Genomic DNA, 19,090 nt, shown 5'->3' on the forward strand with positions numbered 1-19,090 from the left:
GTGGGTGGTTTTGGTGGGGTTGGTGGGTCATCTCATATGACTGTTTCGGTTGTGCCGGTGTGGCGGGCGGGGGGCGGGTCATTCTTGGTCCAATCGACGCGTCCAGAAAGGCTCGCCCGCCGTGACCCAGCCGTTCGAACTGCCGTCCTTCTACATGCCGCACCCGGCGCGCCTCAATCCGCATCTGGAGGAGGCGCGGGCCCATAGCACCGGCTGGGCCCGGGAGATGGGCATGCTGGAAGGCTCCGGGATCTGGGACCAGGCCGATCTGGAGGCGCACGACTACGGCCTGCTCTGCGCCTACACCCACCCCGACGCCTCCGCCGAGGCGCTGTCGCTGGTGACCGACTGGTACGTCTGGGTCTTCTTCTTCGACGACCACTTCCTCGACATGTACAAGCGCACCAACGACCGCGAGGCGGGCAAGGCGCACCTCGACCGGCTGCCGCTGTTCATGCCGGCCGACCCGGCCACCCCGACGCCCGAGCCGGAGAACCCGGTCGAGGCGGGCCTGGCCGACCTGTGGCGGCGCACCGTGCCGGCGATGGGCGAGGACTGGCGGCTCCGGTTCGCCGAGAGCACCCGCAACCTGCTGAACGAGTCGCTCTGGGAGCTCGCCAACATCGACGCCGGCCGGGTCGCCAACCCGGTCGAGTACATCGAGATGCGCCGCAAGGTCGGCGGTGCGCCGTGGTCCGCCCAGCTGGTCGAGTACGCGGCGGGCGCCGAGGTGCCGAAGGAGGTGTCCGGCACGCGCGCGTTGCGGGTGCTGATGGACGCCTTCTCCGACGGCGTGCACCTGCGCAACGACATCTTCTCGTACCAGCGGGAGGTCGAGGACGAGGGGGAGTTGAGCAACGGCATCCTGGTGCTGGAGCGCTTCCTGGAGTGCAGCACCCAGGAGGCCGCCGACGCGGTCAACGACCTGCTCACCTCGCGGCTCCAGCAGTTCGAGAACACCGTGTTCACCGAGCTGCCGGTGCTGTTCGCGGAGACCGGGATCGGCCCGGAGGACCGGGCGAGGGTCATGGCGTACGTCAAGGGGCTGCAGGACTGGCAGGCCGGCGGGCACGAGTGGCACATGCGGTCCAGCCGGTACATGAATGGCGGTGGGGCGGCGGCCGGTTCGGGCGGTGCGGTGGCGCCCGGGTCGGGCGGAGAGCAGGTGGGGGCGGCGGGTCTGACCGGGCTGCCGGGGTTGCCGGGTGCCGGCAACTGGTGGGACCAGTATGCGATCGGGGGGATCGGGACCTCGGCGCTGGACATCCTGCGCAGTGGGGCGACGGCCGGCGCGGCGGCTGCGGCGGCGGAGGGGAAGGCGGCGAAGCGCGGGGCCGGCCCGACCGAGCGGCGGGTGCGCTCGCACGCGCACGTGCCGTTCCAGGCCGTCGGACCGTCCCGACTGCCCGAGTTCCGGCTGCCGTTCAAGCTCACGCTCAGCCCGCACCTGGACGGCGCCCGGGAGCGGGTGGTCGAGTGGGCCGGGCGGATGGGCCTGCTGGAGGCGGACCCGGCCCTGCCCGGCTCCGGCATCTGGGACGCCGAGTCGATGCGTGACTACGACCTCGCGCTCTGCGCCGCCGGCCTCCACCCGGACGCCACCGCCGACCAACTCGACCTCGACAGCGCCTGGTTGGCGTGGGGCACCTGGGCCGACGACTACTACCCGGCGGCTTTCGGCCGTACCCGCGACCTGGCCGGCGCCAAGCACGCCAACGAGCGGCTGTCGCTGTTCATGCCGGTGGACGGCAGCCCCGCGCCGGAGCCCGCCAACGCGCTGGAACGCGGGCTCGCCGACCTCTGGGAGCGCACCGCCGGCCCGATGACCGTCGAGGCCAGGGCCCGGTTCCGGACGTCGGTGGAGTCCATGATGGCGAGCTGGGTCTGGGAGCTGGCCAACCGGATCCAGCACCGGATCCCGGACCCGGTGGACTACCTCGAAATGCGCCGCGTCACCTTCGGCTCCGACCTCACCGCGGGCCTCTGCCGCCTCGGCCACGGGCAGACCGTCCCCGAGGACGTGTACCGGCACGGCTCGATGCGCGCCCTGGAGAACTCCGCCGCGGACTACGCGACCATGATGAACGACCTCTTCTCGTACCAGAAGGAGGTCGAGTACGAGGGCGAGCTGCACAACGTCGTCCTGGTGGTGCAGAACTTCTTCGGCTGCGACTACCCGGCGGCCGTCCGGATCGTCGACGACCTGATGCACTCGCGGCTGGGCCAGTTCCAGCACGTCGCGGCGAAGGAACTCCCGGTCATGTACGAGGACTTCGGGCTGGATTCGGCGGCTCGGGAGCTGCTCGGCGGGTACGTGAAGGAGCTGGAGAACTGGCTCGCGGGCATCCTGAGCTGGCACGAGGGCTGCCGCCGGTACGGCGAGGAGGACCTGCGGCGGAACTTCGGCGTGGAGCGGGACCTCGCGGCGGCGGTGGCGGCCCGGCGGGCGGGGGCGCAGGGAGTTCCTGCGGCGGGTCCGACGGGCCCGGCAACTGCGCGGGGTCCGGCGGTTCCGTTCGGTCCGACCGGTCTGGGGACGGCTTCGCTGCGGCCGCCGGTGAGTGGGGCGGTGCCGACGCACTGAGTGGCCGGCGCCCGGCAGGAGTACGCGGCGCACCCGGGCGGCATCCCCGCGCGGGTGCGCCGCGTCGTGGCTAGGCTGGCGAGTCGGGGGCCGCGCGTGCGCCTCCCGGCGCGCGCACTTCGCCACGGACGAGGGCTGAGAGATGGCTGCGCTACCTGAGGGCACACCCTGTTGGGCCGACGCGATGTTCACCGACGTGGAGGGCGCGAAGGCCTTCTACGGTGACGTGCTGGGCTGGACCTTCGGCGAGAGCTCGTCGGAGTTCGGCAACTACACGCAGGCGTACTCGGACGGCAAGGCGGTCGCCGCGGTCGTCCCGCCGATGCCCGGCGACGAGGTGCAGTCCGCCTGGTGCCTGTACCTCGCCTCGCCCGATGCCGGCGCCACCGCCGCGCGGATCCGCGCCAACGGCGGCGAGGTGGTCATGGGGCCGATGCAGGTCGGCGACTTCGGCACGATGGTGATCGCCAAGGACCCGGGCGGCGTGGTGTTCGGCGTCTGGCAGGCCGGGCGCCACACCGGCTTCGAGAAGCAGGGCGAGCCCGGCGCGTACAGCTGGGCGGAACTGGTCACCCGGGAGCCGGCCAAGGCCGACGCCTTCTTCCCGGCGGTCTTCCCGTACGGCGTGAGGAAGATGGACTCCGAGGAGTTCGACTACCGGATGTTCCAGATCGGCGACCGGCCGGTGCTGGGCCGGATGGGCGCGGAGGGCGACTTCCTGCCGCCGGAGGCGCCCTCGTACATCAGCGTCTACTTCGCCGTGGACGACACCGACGCCGCGATCGAGCGGCTGACGGCGCGCGGCGGCAAGGTGTACTTCGGGCCGATGGACAGCCCGTTCGGCCGGTTCGCGGCGGTCGGCGACCCGCAGGGCGCGGCGTTCGGGCTGATCGACCTGGGGCGGACGGTCGGCGAGCAGCCGAAGACGGTGGACGTGTGACGGGGGCCGGGTGCTGGATCCGTTTGGCGGGGGCCGCTCGCCGGGGAGGACGGGTGTGACGGGGTGCGACTGATGAGGAGCGGCTGATGGGCGAGCGCGAGGACCTGGTCGAGACGCTGGACAAGCACCGCGGCCTGCTGCGGCGCACCGTGCGCGACCTCACCGACGCGCAGGCGGCCGAGCGCACCACGGCCAGCGAGCTGTGCCTGGGCGGACTGATCAAGCACGTGGCGGCGGTGGAGGCGCGCTGGGCGCGGTTCATGACCGGCGGCGCGGAGGCGATGCGGGCCGGGGACAGCAACCCGGGTGATCCCGACGCCTGGGCGGCCCAGTTCCGGATGGCGGACGGCGAGACGCTGGCCGGACTGCTCGCCGAGTTCGAGCGGGTGGCGCGCCACACGGACGAACTGATCCGGACCCTGCCCGACCTCGACCTCGCCCACCCGCTGCCGCCGGCGCCGTGGTTCCCGCCGGGTACGGCCTGGTCGGCCCGGCGGGTGGTGCTGCACCTGATCGCCGAGACCTCGCAGCACGCCGGGCACGCGGACATCATCCGGGAGTCGCTGGACGGGGCGAAGTCGATGGGCTGAGTCGATGGGCTGAGGGGGGAGCGCGGGCCGTGGCGTCAGGGGACGTCCACGCCGAGGAGTTCGTGCAGCGCCCGGCCGCCGTCCGCGGTCACCCGTAGGGCGCGGCCGGAGCCGATCCGCTCCACCCAGGCGCGGTCCAGGGCCGCTCGGCAGAGTGCCGCGCCCAGTGCGCCGCCGAGGTGGTTGCGGCGTTCCGTCCAGTCCAGGCAGATGCGCACCAGGGGGCGACCGCCGCGGTGGACCGCGCGCGGTGGCAGCTCGATCGCTTGGGCGGCCAGCCAGGCGTGGCCGCGTTCGGTGACGGCGAGGGCGGTGTCGGTGAGGGCGGTGTCGGTGAGCCCGGTGTCGTCGGTGACCAGGCCGCGGGCGAGCAGCGCGTCGGCGACGGCCACGCCGAGGCGGCCGGCGAGGTGGTCGTAGCAGGTGCGGGCGCGGGCCTCGGCGCTCAGCCGACCGGCCTCGCCCAGGCTGCGGGGCGGGCGGGTGCCGCTGCTGCCGCTGCTGTTGCCGCTGGGACCGCCGTTGCCGCTGTTGCCGGACTCGGCGAAGGCGGTGAGGTCTTCCAGCAGTGTGGCCACCGCGGGCGTGGCCAGCCGGACGTACCGGTGCCGGCCCTGTCGTTCCTCGGCGAGCAGCCCGCCCGCGATCAGCCGGGACAGGTGCTCGCTGGCCGTGGACGGTGCCACGCGCGCGTGCCGGGCCAGCTCACCGGCCGTCCAGGCGCGGCCGTCGAGCAGTGCGTCGCAGAACGCGGCTCGGGTGGGGTCGGCGAGCAGGGCGGCGAGGGCGGCGAGCGGACTGCCGCCGTGGCGGGCAGCCGGGGTGGGGCGAGTTGGGCGGCGGGTGGGGCCGGGTTGCGGAGGCATGGCTCCATCGTCGCCCCGGCACAGTTCGGTGGGGGCCGAAACGATCCGGGACCACGATGGCGGCATGAACGAACCGACGGTTGCCTCCGGCTCCGCAACCCTGACTTTCTCCCACTACGACGACGTCACGGCGGCCCTGGCCGACCCGGCGCTGGTCCCGCTGCCGGCGGCGCCGGTGGCAGCGGGCGCGGCCGCCGGAGTGGCCTGGTTGCGGGCCTCCGTCGCCCGGTTCTCCGCGGGCGAGCCGCACGCCCGGCGCCGGGCGCTGGTCCTGGCCGACCTGGAACGGTTGGACCCGGCCGCGCTTCGGGTGGCCGCGGCGGGCGGCTTCGACCCCGACGTACGGCTGCGGGCGGTCCGGGTGCTCGCCGCGGCGCTCGGCCTGGCCGACCCGGAGGCCGTGGCGCGGGACGTCGCGACGGTCGCCCGGGCGTACTTCGCGGACGCGTCGGAGGGGGTGGGCAGGTCGGGCGCGCGGGAGGACCCGGAGGCGGACGCGGCGGTGGCTCGGCTGCTGCCCGCCATGGGAGGCCCGGACGGGGAGGCGGACGGGGAACCGGACGAGGAGCCGGTCGGGGAGCCGGACGGGGAGGCGGCCGCCAACCGGATCGGCCTGCTCGTCCAGGCCTGCGACGCCACCGCCGCACTGGTCGACGTGGCCCGCCGGAACGGGGGCGGACTGGCCGCCGTGCTGCGGGAGGACCCGCCGTTGCGGGTGATGCGCCGCCTCGCGGCCCGGGCGACCGAGGTCGGCGGGGTCGCCGTACCGGCCGGGACGCACGTGGTGCTGGACCTCGCGGCCGCGCAGGCGGAAGCGCCGGACGGTGTGGCGCTCACCTTCGGCGCGCCGCCGCGGCTCTGCCCGGGCCGCTCGCATGCCCTGGCCATCGCGGAGGGCATCCTGTTCGGGGCCTCCGATCCTGCGGACCTTGAAGCGGCGGACCGGGATCCCGCTGACTCCGACGCGCCGACCGGGCGCGGCGCCGACGTCGACAAGGCCGAACTCGCCTTGCTGGTACCGGAGATGGTCGCGCATGTACTTGCTCTGGCCGCCACCTGGACCAACTGGGACGGCCGCCCGGTCGTCAACGCCGACGGGCGAACTTACACGCCGCACAAGGCTGTTCGCCGTGTCGCCGACCATCTCCTCGACCATCTGGCGGAATTGGAGGCCCGGCTGGCCGGCGAACCGACCGAACCCGACCACTGGCACGCCTCCAACGTCACCACCCCGGCCGACCTCGCCCCGTTCACCGCCGCCGACCTCGACGAGGCGCGCAGCCGCCTCACCCGGCTGGCCGGGATCTGGGCCCGCCGGGTGGCCGCCCTGCCGTACGCGTACCTGGGCGACTCGCCGGGCACGGGCTGGAGCTTCCGGCGGATCGTCCGCCACGTCTCCGAGTCCGGGTATTACGCGGACTCCGTGGGGGACCTGCGGCCGGTGGGGTCGGTGGAGCCCGAGGCCGAGGGAAGCGCATGACCCCACAGGTGAACCCCGCAGGCCGTAGGAACCCCCGTAGGCCGTAAGACCCCGCAACCCTCGACCGTCCACGCCCAGGAGGCCCTGCCATGACCCCCTTCGCCGCCCTGCACCACCGCCCCGGCCGCCCGCTGCTGCTCCCCAACGCCTGGGACCACGCCTCGGCCGCCTCCCTCGCCGCCGCCGGCCACCTCGCGATCGGCACCACCAGCCTGGGCGTGGCGGCTGCCGCCGGGTTGCCCGACGGTGCCGCCGCCACCCGTGCGGAGACCGTACGGCTGGCGCGCCGGCTCGGTGGCGGGGACTTCCTGCTCACCGTCGACGCGGAGTCCGGCTTCAGTGATGACCCGGACGAAGTCGCCGCGCTGGCCGTCGAGTTGGCGCAGGCCGGAGCGGTCGGCATCAACCTGGAGGACGCTCGGGCGGACGGCACGCTGACGCCGGTCGCGGTCCACGCGGCGAAGGTCGCGGCGGTGAAGGCGGCCGTGCCGGAGCTGTTCGTGAACGCCCGTACCGACACCTACCGGTCCGGGCAGGACGACCCCGAGCCGGAGACGCTTCGACGCCTGGCCGCGTACCGGGAGGCGGGCGCGGACGGCGTGTTCGTTCCCTGGCTGGCCGAGCCGGCGGTGATCGCCCGGCTGGTCGGCGCGGTCGGCCTCCCGCTCAACATCCTCCTGACGCCGACCGGCCCTGGCCTGGCCGAGCTGGCCGGGCTCGGGGTGGCCCGGGTCAGCCTCGGTTCGCTGCTGTACCGCTCGGCGCTGGCGGCGGCGGTGGCCACGGCGGCGGCCGTCGCGGCGGGCGAGCCGGTGGGGCCGGCGCCCGGGTACGCGGAGGTGCAGGCGCTGAACGAGCGCTAGTCCGGGGGGAGGGGGGAGGCGAGATCAGTCCGGAAGGTCGGCGGTGCGCGCGGACCAGGAGGCTTCGATCCCGTCCAGGATCAGCCGGACGCCGCTGAGGAAGACGCCGTCCCCACCCTGCTTCGGACGTCCGCACCCGCAGCCCCGCCGGTGTGCGGATGCCGACGGCCGTACGGGTCCGCGCCGCCGAACCGTCCGTCACCGTGGCCCCTTCTGTCACAACCCGGAGGAAGGGCGCCTGTGCCGACACGCGCGCCCCTAGCCTGATCCGCGGGCCCCGGGTTCCCGGTTCCGATCCCGCGAGCGGAAGGCTTCAGCATGAGTCGAACAGTCAGCTGTCCCAGGGTCGTTGTGGTGGGGGCCGGCCTGGCCGGTACCGCCACCGCGATCAGGATGCTCCACTTCGCCCGCCGACCGGTCGAGATCGTCCTCCTGGAGCGGCGCACCGACTACCGCTCCGCCGGGGTCGCCTACCACCGGAACGGCAACCCCTGGGACCACGTGTTCAACATCCAGGCCGGGCGGATGTCGGCGTTCCGCGAGGACGTCCTCGACTTCGTCCACTGGGCCAACCGCGAGGCGGACCGCGGCGGTTGGCCCGCGCAGTGGGCCGAGTACGAGTTCACCGAACCCGGCCCGGCACCCCGGCGGATATTCCAGGACTACCTGGAGCAGCGGCTCGCCGAGGCCGCCCGCGAGGCCTACCCGGGCGTCCTGCTCCGCGAGGTCGACGGCGAGGCCGTCGACCTCGTACCGACGGCCGACGGCCTCGGCGTCGAGCTGACGGTCCGTCCGACCGGGCCGCAGTCGACCGGGACGGAGTCGACCGGCGCCGAGTACGTGGTGCCCGCCGCGCACGTGGTCCTCGCCACCGGCCTGGAGCTGAAGGACCTGCCCTTCGCCACCGAGGTGCTGGAACACCCGCGCTTCCTCCGCCACCCCTACTCCGCGGACGGCGTAGGGCGGTTGGCGGCGCTGCCGCCCGAGGCCGAGGTGGTGATCGTCGGCTCGGTGCTCAGCGCCTACGACTCGGCCGGCCTGCTGCTGCGCCAGGGCCACACCGGCGGCATCCGGCTGGTCTCCCGCACCGGGACGATGTTCCGCGCCTACCCCGACACCCATGAGCACGGCGTCCTGCACCTGCCCTGCCCCAGCGCGCTGCTGGAGCCGTACCGGGACCGCGAGGAGTTCCTCGGGCGGGTCCGGGCCGAGTGGGAGGCGGCCTGCGCGATCGTGGCCCGCGAGTACCCGGACATCGCCCCGGAGGTGGTCGCCGAGCGGGTCGCCAAGGCCTGGGAGCCGCACCTGCCGGCCGCCCTCGACCTCATCCCGTCGCCTGAACTGCGCGCCCTGCTGGACGAGTTCGGCACCGCGATCGCCGCCTTACGGGTCGGCGCCGTGCAGTACACCATCGACGTCATCGAGCGTTCCATGGACCCGGGCCCGGTCAGCCTGCTGGTCGGAGCGGTCCAGGCGGTCGCCCCCGCCGTGTCGGGCCGGCTGGAGGTCACCGTCGCCACCGCCGACGGGAAGCTGGCCGTCGAAGCCGACCTGGTGGTCTCCAACTTCGGCCGGGAGAGCGACTACCTGCGGGTCGACGGGGAACTGTGGCGCAACCTGCTGCGCCGCGGCCTCGTCACCCCGCACGAGCGCACCGGCCGCGGCCTGGACGTCGACCACCGCGGCGTCCTGCTCACCCGCTCCGGCGCGCCCGCCGGCCCGCTCACCGCCGTCGGCCCGCTGCGCGAGGGCGACGAGATCGTCCGCAACGGCCGTACGGGCGCCTTCGCCTTCAACCTCGCCGCGATCAAGAACCACTCCATCGCGGTCGCCGCCCACGTCATCGAGCAGCTGGAGCTGCCCGAAAGCGGGGCGGCGTCCGCCTCCGACCGACCTCCGGTCGTCCCCGCCGCAAGGGCGTCCCGCGACTTGGCCGAATCCCGCACCCCCGACGGCACGTTCGAGGAAGCAGCCGATCCCTCCTTCGCGCACGCTGTGAAACTGGAGGTGAGGAGAATGGCCACCCGCACCCGCGTCGGACGGCAGCAGCTCGACGCCCGCCTGGACGCCCTGATCGGCTCCCTCACCGCCCCGGACGGCACCGACGGCCGTCGCCGCCTGCAGGTGGCGGTCAGCCGGTCCGCGGTCCGGAGACTCACCGACGTCTCCATGACGCCTCGTCAACTACGGCGCCATCTGGAGATCGCGGACACCGACGACACCGAGGACATCGAGGACATCGAGGACGCCGAGAAGGCCGGAGTCGAATAGGCCGACCGGGCCGACCGGGCCGACGAGCACCTGGAGGGCTAGTTGAACGGGCGACGGATCCAAGGCTCCCTGCTCACCGGTGGCAACCGGACCACCCTGCGCGCCACCTGCAACCGCACCCGACACCCGCAGGCGGGATCCATCCTGATCGCCCCCAACCTGGAGGCCGGCCTGTACGACGCCATCGTCGCCGCCAGTGCCGTGGTCTGCGGCGAAGGCGGACAGACCGGCCACATGCAGTCCCTCTGCCGCGGCCGCGGCATCCCGGTGCTCCTGGTCGACGAGGCCGACCTCGCCGCCCTGGACGGCGAGGTCACCCTCGACCTGGAGAACGGGTCGATCCTGCTCGGCCCCGACCCGGCCGCCGGGCCGGTCCCCCCGCCCGGCCCCGTCACCCCCACCGTCCAGGACCTCGGCGCCGCCTGCGCGGTGATCGCCGACTTCCAGGACATCCGGACCGTCAACTCCTGCGGGCCGAACGCGATGTGCGTCGACTCGTTCTTCATCCGCGAGGAGTTCCTCTGCCTCGCTGCCGGCCTCAGCCCGCTCGACGCCCTCGACGGCGGGCCCGAGGAGACCGCCCGCTACGGGCGGGCCATCGCCGAACGCCTCTGCGCCTTCGTCGAGGAGCTCCTCCCCGGCCAGCGTCTCGTCCTGCGCCTACTCGACCTGCGCTCCGACCACGCCGCCAGCGTCACCGAACAGGCCCCCGTCGCCGTCGAACCCAACCCCGAGCTGGGCCTGCACGGCGCCCGCTGGCTGCTCGGCTCGGCCGCCTACCGGGACGCCCTGCACATCATGCTCGGCGAACTGCGCAGCAGGCTCGGCGACCAGGCGCAGCGGATCCACCTCTCCGTCCCGTTCCTCAACGACGCCGACGAGTACGCCCAACTCCGCTCCCACCTGGAACTCCCGTCCGACGTCTCGCTCTCCGCCTTCATCGAGACCCCCGCCGCCGTCCACGCCACCCCGCAGATCTGCGCCGCCGGCGCCAGCGAACTCTTCGTCGGGGTCAAGGACCTGGTCCAGTTCTACCTGGCCGCCGACCGGGGCAACCACCTCGTCGCCGACTCCTACCAGACCCGCCACCCCGCCGTCCTCGACGGCGTCCACCGCGTGGTCGAGGCGGCCCGCGCCGCCGGCACCCCCGTCCGCGTCTTCTCGCTCGGCGCCGACCTCACCCACTACCTCGCCCGACTCGCCACCCCCGACGGCTACATGATGTGCACCGCCGAACTCGCTCAGGTCCTCCAGTCCTGACGCGCCCGCGGCTCGGCCCTCGCTCCCTGCACAGCGGCAAGGGTCGGGACCGTCCGGCCGGGCCTCAGGCCGGGTAGCGGATGGAGCCCAGGGGCGGGCAGGGGACGAGCATGCTGCCGGCGCCGGGGCGTTCGACGAAGGCGCGGGCCTCGGCGGCCTGTTGCCGTCGGATGTCCAGGTCGTCGGCGTGCCAGGCGTCGCGCATGGCGCGGGGCTGGTCCCAGGTGTCGTCGATGAGGCTGAGGCTGGTGTTGCCGGCGCTGCGCTGGAACTCGCCCTTCACGGCGGCCTGTTGGAGCGCGGTCTGGGCCGCGGAGAGGTCGATGCGGGTGATGAGGACGCCCGAGGTGTGCGGTTCGCGGGTGGGCAGGGGAGCCCGCGGGAGCAGGGACACCCCGGTGTCGAGGCGGCCGATGTTGTCGACGGTCGCGTTCTGGGCCTCCCGCACCATGGTCTGCATCTCCTGGTGCAGCCAGAGGAGTTCGTCGAGATCCGCCGGGGTGATGCGCATCCGCTGGTAGAGGGCGCGGAAGCGGGGGTCGTGGTGCAGCGGTTGCAGGGCGGGCATGTGGAGTGCCACGCAGTCGTTGTAGCCGGCCGTCACGGCGGCGTCGAGGTGGTGGATCACCTCCTCCGGCCGGCCGTGGGCGAGAGCCAGGCCGGCGAGGGTCGAGTGGCCCGCGGCGGCGAGCCAGGTGCCGTCGGGGCCGAGCGCCGTGGCGCGCGCGATGACGTCGTGGATGCCCGGCACCACCGCGGCGCCACCATGGATCAGTTGTGCCACCAGCAGTTCGTGAACGCGGGCGACCAGTGAGTGGACGGTGTCGGCCATGGGTCTCCTCGGACCTCGATGGTGAAGAGCACAAGGGGTGAGTGTGTTGCCCTTGTGGGGATGACGGGCGGGCGGGGTGCGCGGTTCCGGCCCGCCCGGGCCTCACGCCTTCTTCCGCAGCACCATGTACCGGTCCGGTTCGAGCAGGTCCATGCTGTAGCGGAGGGTGCCGTCCGGCTGCATGGCGATCAGGCGGTAGATCGACCGGTCGGCGATGCACTCCTCGCCGGCCGAGGAGCCGGTCACCCGGGACACGTAGGAGACCTGGCGCTCGTCGGCCTCGGAGAGCGTCCACGCGCCTTCGCACCAGATGCCGGTGCTCGGCGTCTCGGCGCGGATCCTGCTCTTCTCCTCGCTCGGCGCCGACTGGACGATGGTCAGGGTGACGGTGGTGACGGCTCCGTCGGTGGCCTTGCGCTCGCCGACCCACGTGCCGAGGAACTTCGCCGGGATGACGCCCGGCCCCGTGGCGGTCGGGGACGCGCCGCCGGTCGGGGACGCGCCGGGCGTGGGGCCGTCGTCGGCCGGATCGGTGGCGTCACCGGTCGGCTCGGGGCGCTTCGACGGCGGCTCCGTGGGCGTCGTCCCGTCCTCGGCCGGGGGCGTCCGCCCGGGGTCCGACGCGGCGGCCTGCCGGTCGTCATCCCGGAACCGCTCGATCAGCAGGTCCCCGCCGGCCAGCAGCAGCGCGCCGACCAGGACGGCCGCCAGCGCGCCGTAGCCCCGCCGGCGGCGTGGCCGCGGTGGGTACGGCCGGTGGCCCGGCACCGACGGCAACGGTCCCGGCACCGGGAGCGCAGTCCGGAGCGGCACCGGGACCGCGACCGGCGGACCGAACTGTGCCGGAGCCCCGGCCTCCCGTTCCCCCTCCCGTTCCGCCTCCAGGTCCAGCAGCTGGACGGCACTGCGCCCGACCGCCGCCGCCAGCGCCGCCGGCAGCCAGTCCCCGTGCCCCAGCCGGGCGGCGGCCGCGCCGCCCTGGTCCAGCCGTTCCCGCAGCCGTGCGGGCGTCGGGCGGGCGGACGGGTCCTTGGCCAGGCAGTCACGGACGAGGTCGTTCAGCGGGCCGGTCAGCCCGGAGAGGTCCGGCTCCTCGTGCAGCACCCGGTAGAGCAGGACGGGCGCGCTCACCCCGGCGCCGAACGGCGGCGTGCCCGTCGCCGCGTACGCGAGCACCGCGCCGAGCGCGAAGACGTCGCCGGCCGGCCCGGCGGGCAGCCCGTTCGCCTGCTCCGGCGACATGAAGCCCGGCGAGCCGAACACCTGGCCGGACTGGGTGAGCGCGGTGGTGGAGTCCAGTGCGCGGGCGATGCCGAAGTCGATCAGCCGCGGCCCGTCCAGGGTCAGCAGCACGTTCGACGGTTTGACGTCCCGGTGCACCAGCCCGAGGCCGTGCACATGGGCGAGCGCCTCGGCGAGGCCGACGCCGAGGGTCCGGACGGCCGGCTCGGGCAACGGCCCGAACTCCCGTACGGCGGTGGTGAGCGCGGGCCCGGCGACGTAGCCGGTCGCCACCCAGGGGTGCCCGCCCTCGGTGTCCGCGTCCAGGACCGGTGGCGTCCAGGTGCCGCCGACCCGCCGGGCGGCCGCCACCTCCTGACGGAACCGGGCCCGGAACTCGGGATCCCCGGCCAGGTCGCGCCGGACCACCTTGACGGCGACGGTCCGCCCGCCCGTGGTCCGGCCGAGGTAGACCCGGCCCATCCCGCCCGCCCCGAGCTGCTGCAGCAAGCGGTACTCGCCCACCTGCCGCGGATCGTCCGCCGCCAGCGGCTCCATCCCCACGCTCCCCTCGACGCCCGACCCGGCCGCCCCCGACCGGGCCGCCCCCGCCTCACGTGCCCGGAGCAGACGCTATCGGTGGTCAGCCGGACTTGTCGTCGTCCTGGAGGAGTTCGACGATGATCTCGATGCCGAGTGCGTAGGCCGGTGTGCCCGAGGTGATGAGCGCGGTTTCGGCGACTCCGATGAGGTCGGCGATTCCGGCGCCCGCGTGGCGTGCTCCCCGGGCGTGGATCCGGGCCGGTTCCGCCCGGCCGAGGGCCAGCAACTGCCCGAAGTGGACCAGCTGTTGCACCCGCCCGCCGAGTGGGCTGTCGGCCAGCACGAGGTGGCGCAGAGCCGTGAACGCCTCCTCCGTGGCGAGCCGCCCGTAGGCCTGGGCCACCCGTAGGCGGTCCTCCACCGGGCCCGGGACGGCTCCGAGGGTCGTGCGGTAGCGGTCCCGAAGGGCTTCGGCGCGCTCGGCGAAGGTGCGGTCGGTGACGGCGTGGTCGGCGACGCGGTGGTCAGCGACGGCGTGGTCGGCGACGGTGTGGTCGGTCATGACGCCACCCGCGCGATCGAGGCCCGGACGGCCTCCAGGGCGCCCTCGGGGAAGTCCACGGCCCCGCCGATCGCCGCCGCGGCGATCTCGGCCTCGGCGCTCTCCTCGATCGCCACCACGAGGTGGCCGGCAGCCGCCGCGTCCGGGCCGAACACCAGGAGCCCGTGGTTGGCCAGGAGGACCGCGGCCGTCGTCGGGCGCCGCTCCAGGACGTCCGCGATGCCCCGGACCGACACGTCCGACCCGCGCGGCCCCCACGGCACCACCGGCACCTCTTCGGGCTGTCCGAAGCGCAGCATCGGTTCGGTGCGGCACGGCAGCGGCCGGTGGGCCACCGCGAAGGCGGTCGCGGCGGGTGAGTGGGTATGGATGATCGCGCCCACGTGCGGGCGAGCGCGGTAGACGGCGCTGTGCATGGTGATGATCTCGGCGCTGACGGAGCGCAGTTCTCCTGCCAGGACCTGCCCGTCGAGGCCGACGGTCGCCAACTGGTGCGGCTCCAGGTCGCGGACGAACCCCGGGGTCAGCAGGAAGCGGTCGGCGTCGAGCCGGACGCTCAGGTTGGCGTGCCCGGAGTGCGACATCACTCCCGCCACGAAGAGCTGCCGGGCGGCGTCGACGAGTTGGTGGGCCCGGCTCTTCACTTCAGGTGTGTCTGTCATCTCTTCGTCTCCGATGCTCCGTCGGCGGCGGCCGGTTCGCCGCCGCTGCACGTGCCGGCCACTCTGCGACTTGAACTAAGGTTCAAGTCAAGCGCCGGCCGGCACGACGAGACGAGGTGCAGAGCATGCTCATGACGATCGGTCAGCTCGCCGAGATCACCGACGTTCCCGCGTCAGCCATCCGGTACTGGGAACGCCACGGTCTGCTGCCGGCCCCCGAACGCCAGAGCGGGCAGCGGCGCTATCCGCCGCAGGCCGCGGACCGGATCGTGCTGCTGCGCAAGTTCCAGCAAGCCGGGCTGACCCTGGCCGAGGTCAGGGAGTTCCAGCAGGACCAGCCGCGCCGGCAGGCGATGATCCGCACCAAGATCGCCGAGATCGAGCAGCGCATGGTCGATCTCGACCACGCCCGCCAGCTCCTGACCCACGCCCTCCAGTGCGGCAAGACGGACATCGTCAGCTGCCCGACCTTCCGGGACCAGATGTCGACCTGGACCCGGTCCGACTGACGGCGGGTGACCGTGCCGGGCGGTGCGAGACGACGTCGACGCCTTGCACGGCTGGTGAGTCCGGCCCCGAACCGTGACCACGCAACGACGAGGGCCCCGACCGTCGTACGGTCGGGGCCCTCGTCTGCCCTGGCGGGCGAAGGCGGAGGGTACGAGATTCGAACTCGTGAGGGATCGCTCCCCACACGCTTTCCGGCTGTCCGGGGGCGGCCGTAGGGGTTCCGACCTGCGGTGGAGTGATCCGCCGACTGGGCTCTGAACGCCGGCGGACGGAGGAGAACGCAACCAGAACCGCAACCAGAACCGCAACCAGAACCGGCCGCATCAGGCCTCTCCCGCGCGGTGGGGATGACGTCTCATCCGGATCACCCGTGGGCGCGTGGACCTTCCCCCGTCGCGGGTGCCCGGGCCACGGTGGACGGACCGGTCCGGGGCCGAGGGTGCGGAGTACCGTGGGAATGTCGGAGCGGCTCGACCGGCAGCGACGGAGGACCGCTTCTGCGGTGGCGGACGGGACGTGCGTCCGCGGATGGGTGGCGTGCCATGTCGGATGAATCCGGTCCCCCGCACCACGGTCTTCTTCCGGAGCGGCTGCGGCAGGCCGCGAAGCCTGGAACGCTCCTGCTGCGCCTGGCGACCACGCGGTCGAGGGAGGGCCCGCTGGACGGCGCCTGGTGGCCTCGTTCACGGGATGTCGGCGCCGAGTTGCCCGGTCTGGTCAGGGCGTTGACCGAACACCTGGGCCCCGTGGTGAGCGTGGGGCTGGACGCGGACGCCTGGGACGAGGTGCCGCCCAGGCTGGTCATCGACGGGCGGTCGGTGCACATCGACCGGTACCCGGTCGGCGACGACACGGTGATCGTCACACGGGGAGACCGCGATCACTTCAGTCTGCTCGTGGTTCCCCCGCAGGCGGCTCAGGAGGCGGCCCTGGCCGCGATGGCACGTGCGGTCGAGGCCGGTGGAACCGGCTCGGCACGGCAGATCCTCGTCTCGACCGGCGCCGGCTCCGAGCCACCGGTCGAAGCGGTCTGAGAGGCCCGGCATCGCAGGTCGGGCCGCTCGGAAGGACAGGAGAGGCAGGGTCGGCAGGATGTCCGTCTACGTGAAACTCTCGCCCGAGGCCCGGGCGCCGGCGGAGCCGTCGGGTGGGCCGCTGGACCTGCAGTACGAGGACGGCGCGGACGGCGTCACCTTCGAGTACGACCTGCACCCCAGCGGGGCGCTTCGTGTCCTGCGGGTCTTCGAGGACACCCCGCACCGGGTCGAGGCGTGCTTCAGCCCCGGAGCGTGGCTCCAGGTCGCGGGCACCTACCTGCGAAGCGGCTCCGAGTACTGACGGCGTACTGACGGCGATCCATCGGGAGCACAAGAGCGAAGGATCGGGCGGCGGCGTCACCGCTGGTCGGCGTCACCGCTGGTCGGCCGCGGGCCCGAAGGCCGAGCGCCCGGGCGAGGACGACGGCCCGCCCCACCGGGCGGAGCCCCAGGCCGGGACCGAGGGGTCGCGTACCGGCCAGACGATCCCTCGCCGGTCGGGCACCTTCGCGGACGGCTCGTCGGCGAGCAGTTCGCTCGCCGTCCTGGTGTTCGCGGGATCGGCGGCCGCGGCCATGAGCCGGGCGGCGGCGACGGCTCCCGTCCGGGGTGGGACGACCAGCAGGGTCAGCCGGCGGGGAAGGTGTGAGCGGACCGAGATCGTGTGCTGGTCCTGCACGGCGGTGGACCCGTTCGCGTGGACGGTGTGGGTCACGTGGACGGTGCGGCCCGCGACCGGGATCCGTCGGGGGAGAGGCAACCACTGGGCGGGGTTCACGGTGATTCTGGCGACGTGGCCCCACCGCTTGTGCAGTTCGGCGGCCAGGGCGGGGAGTTCGAAAGGAAGGTCCTGCGACCGGGGCCACCATGCCCCGTCCAGCCGTCCGGCTCGCGGTCCGGACGGTGCCAGGTACAACCGCAGTACGGGCTCGGGCCCGGCGGGACCGGTAACGGGCGCGCCGCCGATCACGGTCATGATCACGGACCTGTCTCCGGACCTGAGCGGTGCCACGTCCGGGATTGCCGTTCGCCGGAAACGACGCGAGTGGCCGGTGCCGGCATGCGAGGTGCCTCCAGTACGTCCAGGCTGCTCCCGGTCCGGTTCCGGGCCGGACCCGGCGCGGTCCGGCCCGGACCTGGCACGGTGGTGAGCGGTCACGGACCGCTCACCCGAGCAGGAGTTCGGCGGCCGGGGTGTGGTTGCCGGTTGCCGAGGCCGCCGTCATCGCCGAGGCCGCGGTCCGCCTGCTGGTGCGGGGCGGTACCACCAGCAGGAGGAAGTGATCTTGGAAGCCCCGGGTGATGCTGATCGTCGCGTCGCTCGCGGCGAACCAGTTGATCTTGACGGTGCAGCCGTTGACCACGACCGACCGAGGTACTTCGTCCCAGGCCGCGGAGTCGAGGCCCACCCTGACGATGCGGCCCAGGTGGGCACCGAGCGCGGTGATCAGGTCCGGCAGCTCGTCCAGGACGTGCCCGGAGCGGGGCCACCAGGCCCCGTCGAAGATTCCCTCCCGCGCCATCGTCTGCTCCAGTACCAGGCGTGGCAGGAGCGGTGCCCCGGGCACCGACCACGACCCGGACGAGGAAGGAGTGGGAAGGGGGATCGGCATCATCAGGAGCCGCCCGTCCGGTCCACGAGGGACCCGTCATGACCCAGGGCGACACGAGCGCGAATGCCGGTGTGCGGAATGTCCTCGGTTGCCACCCACGGTACTCCGCGGGCGCCCTCGTCTGACGGTAACGCAGGAGTAGGCTTCACAGTGTCCAGGGCTTTCCGCATCCCGGTACCCCTTCCGGCTTCGTTCTGGGTGAACACTGTCCCGGCCGTCGGCAGGCAGCCGGAGATCGGGTAACGGTGAGCGCCGTGACCATTTCCTCCCCGCACTCGGCACGCCCCGGCCGCAGCCTCACTGTTGCCGATGCCATGGATTCGTGGGACTACCAGATAGCCGACGACAGCACCGTCGACCAGGCCAACGACATCTTCCTGAGCGCCCACGTCGACTACCTGGTGGTGCGCGGCTACGACGGCCGGTGCGAAGGGCTGGTCACCCGGGCCGGGCTCCATCCGTTCCTGAGCCGTTCCTGGTCCACCGAGCGGACCGCGATCAGCTCCACGGCGCATCAACGGGGCCCGTTCACGTGGCCGAGCATGAGCCTGCGCCTGGCCGCGGTTGCGATGCGGATCAAGCATCTGGCCGTCTGGCCCGTCGTGGACGCGGACGGCTATCTCCTCGGTGTCCTCACGGCAGGCCGCGCTGCCGCCCTGCTCGCCGCTCCTTCCGCTTGAACCGTCGTGTCCGTCCCGTCCTGCCGTCGTCATGACGACCGTGGTCTCACCGCGCCCGGGTCGGTCGGCCGACCCGGCAGGAGGAGGTCCGCCCAGACGGTCTTGCCGCGGCCTTCGGGGAAGGCGCCCCACTGCAGGGCCAGGCGGTCGACGATGAACAGTCCGTGGCCGCCGATCCGGGCAGGCCGGTGACCGCCGGGATCGGGTGGGGTGATGTCGGCGCGCGGATCCGTGACGGTGATGCGCAGACGTGAGCCGTCATCGTCCAGGTCCATGGCGAGGGGACCTGCCGTGTACCGGACGGCGTTGGTGAGCAGCTCTGATGCGACCAGTTGGGCGTCGTCGCCGGTGGTGGAGGGAGCCAGGCGCCAATCGGCGAGGGCCTGGCGGGTGAACGCCCGCCCTTCGCGCACCGGGGAGGCTCCGCTACCCGCGGCGAACGTCAGGTGTCGATGGTGGTGGACGGCTGCGGACATGTGGTCGCTTCCCATCGGTTCGGGCCATGCCCGGATGACGAAGTCTCGTCGCACCATGACGGCTACCCGGTCGGGCGAGGCTCACGCGGCAGGAGCCGAG

The 19,090-nt window shown here is 73.4% G+C and carries 19 protein-coding genes; 11 read left to right on the forward strand and 8 right to left on the reverse strand.

Annotated features, from left to right (window positions below; translation table 11 throughout):
• Positions 1-121: 121 nt before the first annotated feature.
• From BX285_RS37850 to BX285_RS06515, 3 genes are all read left to right on the forward strand, one after another.
• Entirely contained in the window at positions 122-2,584 is a 2,463-nt protein-coding gene (locus tag BX285_RS37850) for a terpene synthase family protein (protein WP_220783902.1), read from the forward strand.
• A gap of 142 nt (positions 2,585-2,726) precedes the next feature.
• Positions 2,727-3,524, forward strand: a complete 798-nt coding sequence (locus BX285_RS06510; RefSeq protein ID WP_121174669.1) for a VOC family protein — start codon at positions 2,727-2,729, stop codon at positions 3,522-3,524.
• Positions 3,525-3,610: 86 nt separating this feature from the next.
• Positions 3,611-4,114, forward strand: a complete 504-nt coding sequence (locus BX285_RS06515; protein ID WP_097237058.1) for a DinB family protein — start codon at positions 3,611-3,613, stop codon at positions 4,112-4,114.
• Between the two features lie 35 nt (positions 4,115-4,149).
• Here the strand turns inward: BX285_RS06515 and BX285_RS06520 are convergent, their stop codons facing one another.
• Positions 4,150-4,980, reverse strand: a complete 831-nt coding sequence (locus BX285_RS06520) for a helix-turn-helix transcriptional regulator (protein ID WP_121174670.1) — start codon at positions 4,978-4,980, stop codon at positions 4,150-4,152.
• Positions 4,981-5,044: 64 nt separating this feature from the next.
• Here BX285_RS06520 and BX285_RS39135 point away from each other — a divergent pair, with 64 nt between their 5' ends.
• The 4 genes from BX285_RS39135 (at position 5,045) to BX285_RS06545 (ending at position 10,854) form a co-directional block, all read left to right on the forward strand.
• Positions 5,045-6,460, forward strand: coding sequence for a hypothetical protein (locus tag BX285_RS39135; RefSeq protein ID WP_310794185.1), 1,416 nt, complete (start codon positions 5,045-5,047; stop codon positions 6,458-6,460).
• An 89-nt stretch (positions 6,461-6,549) separates the two neighbouring features.
• Entirely contained in the window at positions 6,550-7,323 is a 774-nt protein-coding gene (locus BX285_RS06535) for an isocitrate lyase/phosphoenolpyruvate mutase family protein (RefSeq protein WP_121174671.1), read from the forward strand.
• A 318-nt stretch (positions 7,324-7,641) separates the two neighbouring features.
• The gene (locus tag BX285_RS06540; RefSeq protein WP_121174672.1) at positions 7,642-9,594 is read left to right on the forward strand and encodes an FAD/NAD(P)-binding protein; all 1,953 of its coding nucleotides are present in this window, start codon (positions 7,642-7,644) and stop codon (positions 9,592-9,594) included.
• A 42-nt stretch (positions 9,595-9,636) separates the two neighbouring features.
• Positions 9,637-10,854, forward strand: coding sequence for a putative PEP-binding protein (locus BX285_RS06545; RefSeq protein ID WP_097237062.1), 1,218 nt, complete (start codon positions 9,637-9,639; stop codon positions 10,852-10,854).
• Between the two features lie 64 nt (positions 10,855-10,918).
• Here BX285_RS06545 and BX285_RS06550 read toward each other — a convergent pair whose 3' ends face one another.
• The 4 genes from BX285_RS06550 to BX285_RS06565 all read right to left on the reverse strand — a co-directional run bounded on the left by BX285_RS06550 (position 10,919) and on the right by BX285_RS06565 (position 14,674).
• Positions 10,919-11,686 carry a hypothetical protein gene (locus BX285_RS06550; RefSeq protein WP_121174673.1) on the reverse strand — a complete coding sequence of 256 codons (768 nt, stop codon included), beginning with the start codon at positions 11,684-11,686 and terminating at the stop codon, positions 10,919-10,921.
• A 102-nt stretch (positions 11,687-11,788) separates the two neighbouring features.
• Positions 11,789-13,465, reverse strand: coding sequence for a serine/threonine-protein kinase (locus BX285_RS06555; protein WP_121174674.1), 1,677 nt, complete (start codon positions 13,463-13,465; stop codon positions 11,789-11,791).
• A gap of 85 nt (positions 13,466-13,550) precedes the next feature.
• A complete protein-coding gene (locus BX285_RS06560; RefSeq protein WP_121174675.1) occupies positions 13,551-14,012 on the reverse strand; it encodes a carboxymuconolactone decarboxylase family protein in 462 nt (153 codons plus the stop codon).
• Positions 14,009-14,674, reverse strand: coding sequence for a class II aldolase/adducin family protein (locus BX285_RS06565; protein WP_121174676.1), 666 nt, complete (start codon positions 14,672-14,674; stop codon positions 14,009-14,011). Before BX285_RS06565 ends, BX285_RS06560 begins: the two co-directional genes overlap by 4 nt.
• Before the next feature lie 125 nt (positions 14,675-14,799).
• On the opposite strand from BX285_RS06565, the gene BX285_RS06570 reads away from it, so the two are divergent.
• From BX285_RS06570 to BX285_RS06580, 3 genes are all read left to right on the forward strand, one after another.
• Positions 14,800-15,183: a MerR family transcriptional regulator gene (locus BX285_RS06570; RefSeq protein WP_259470453.1), complete on the forward strand. Its 384-nt coding sequence runs from the start codon at positions 14,800-14,802 to the stop codon at positions 15,181-15,183.
• A 543-nt stretch (positions 15,184-15,726) separates the two neighbouring features.
• On the forward strand, positions 15,727-16,218 hold the full coding sequence (locus tag BX285_RS06575; protein ID WP_097237068.1) for a DUF5994 family protein: 492 nt from the start codon (positions 15,727-15,729) through the stop codon (positions 16,216-16,218).
• A gap of 58 nt (positions 16,219-16,276) precedes the next feature.
• Positions 16,277-16,522 carry a hypothetical protein gene (locus BX285_RS06580; RefSeq protein ID WP_097237069.1) on the forward strand — a complete coding sequence of 82 codons (246 nt, stop codon included), beginning with the start codon at positions 16,277-16,279 and terminating at the stop codon, positions 16,520-16,522.
• A 72-nt stretch (positions 16,523-16,594) separates the two neighbouring features.
• Here BX285_RS06580 and BX285_RS06585 read toward each other — a convergent pair whose 3' ends face one another.
• Positions 16,595-17,197: a DUF5994 family protein gene (locus BX285_RS06585; RefSeq protein WP_143685757.1), complete on the reverse strand. Its 603-nt coding sequence runs from the start codon at positions 17,195-17,197 to the stop codon at positions 16,595-16,597.
• A gap of 190 nt (positions 17,198-17,387) precedes the next feature.
• Positions 17,388-17,837 carry a DUF5994 family protein gene (locus BX285_RS06590; protein WP_306458866.1) on the reverse strand — a complete coding sequence of 150 codons (450 nt, stop codon included), beginning with the start codon at positions 17,835-17,837 and terminating at the stop codon, positions 17,388-17,390.
• Positions 17,838-18,088: 251 nt separating this feature from the next.
• Between BX285_RS06590 and BX285_RS06595 the strand changes: the two genes are divergently transcribed.
• The gene (locus BX285_RS06595) at positions 18,089-18,514 is read left to right on the forward strand and encodes a CBS domain-containing protein (RefSeq protein WP_143685758.1); all 426 of its coding nucleotides are present in this window, start codon (positions 18,089-18,091) and stop codon (positions 18,512-18,514) included.
• A 29-nt stretch (positions 18,515-18,543) separates the two neighbouring features.
• Here the strand turns inward: BX285_RS06595 and BX285_RS06600 are convergent, their stop codons facing one another.
• The gene (locus tag BX285_RS06600) at positions 18,544-18,990 is read right to left on the reverse strand and encodes an ATP-binding protein (RefSeq protein WP_183107014.1); all 447 of its coding nucleotides are present in this window, start codon (positions 18,988-18,990) and stop codon (positions 18,544-18,546) included.
• Between the last annotated feature and the right edge of the window lie 100 nt (positions 18,991-19,090).

The organism is Streptomyces sp. 1114.5 (assembly GCF_003635085.1).
Classification (GTDB): domain Bacteria; phylum Actinomycetota; class Actinomycetes; order Streptomycetales; family Streptomycetaceae; genus Kitasatospora.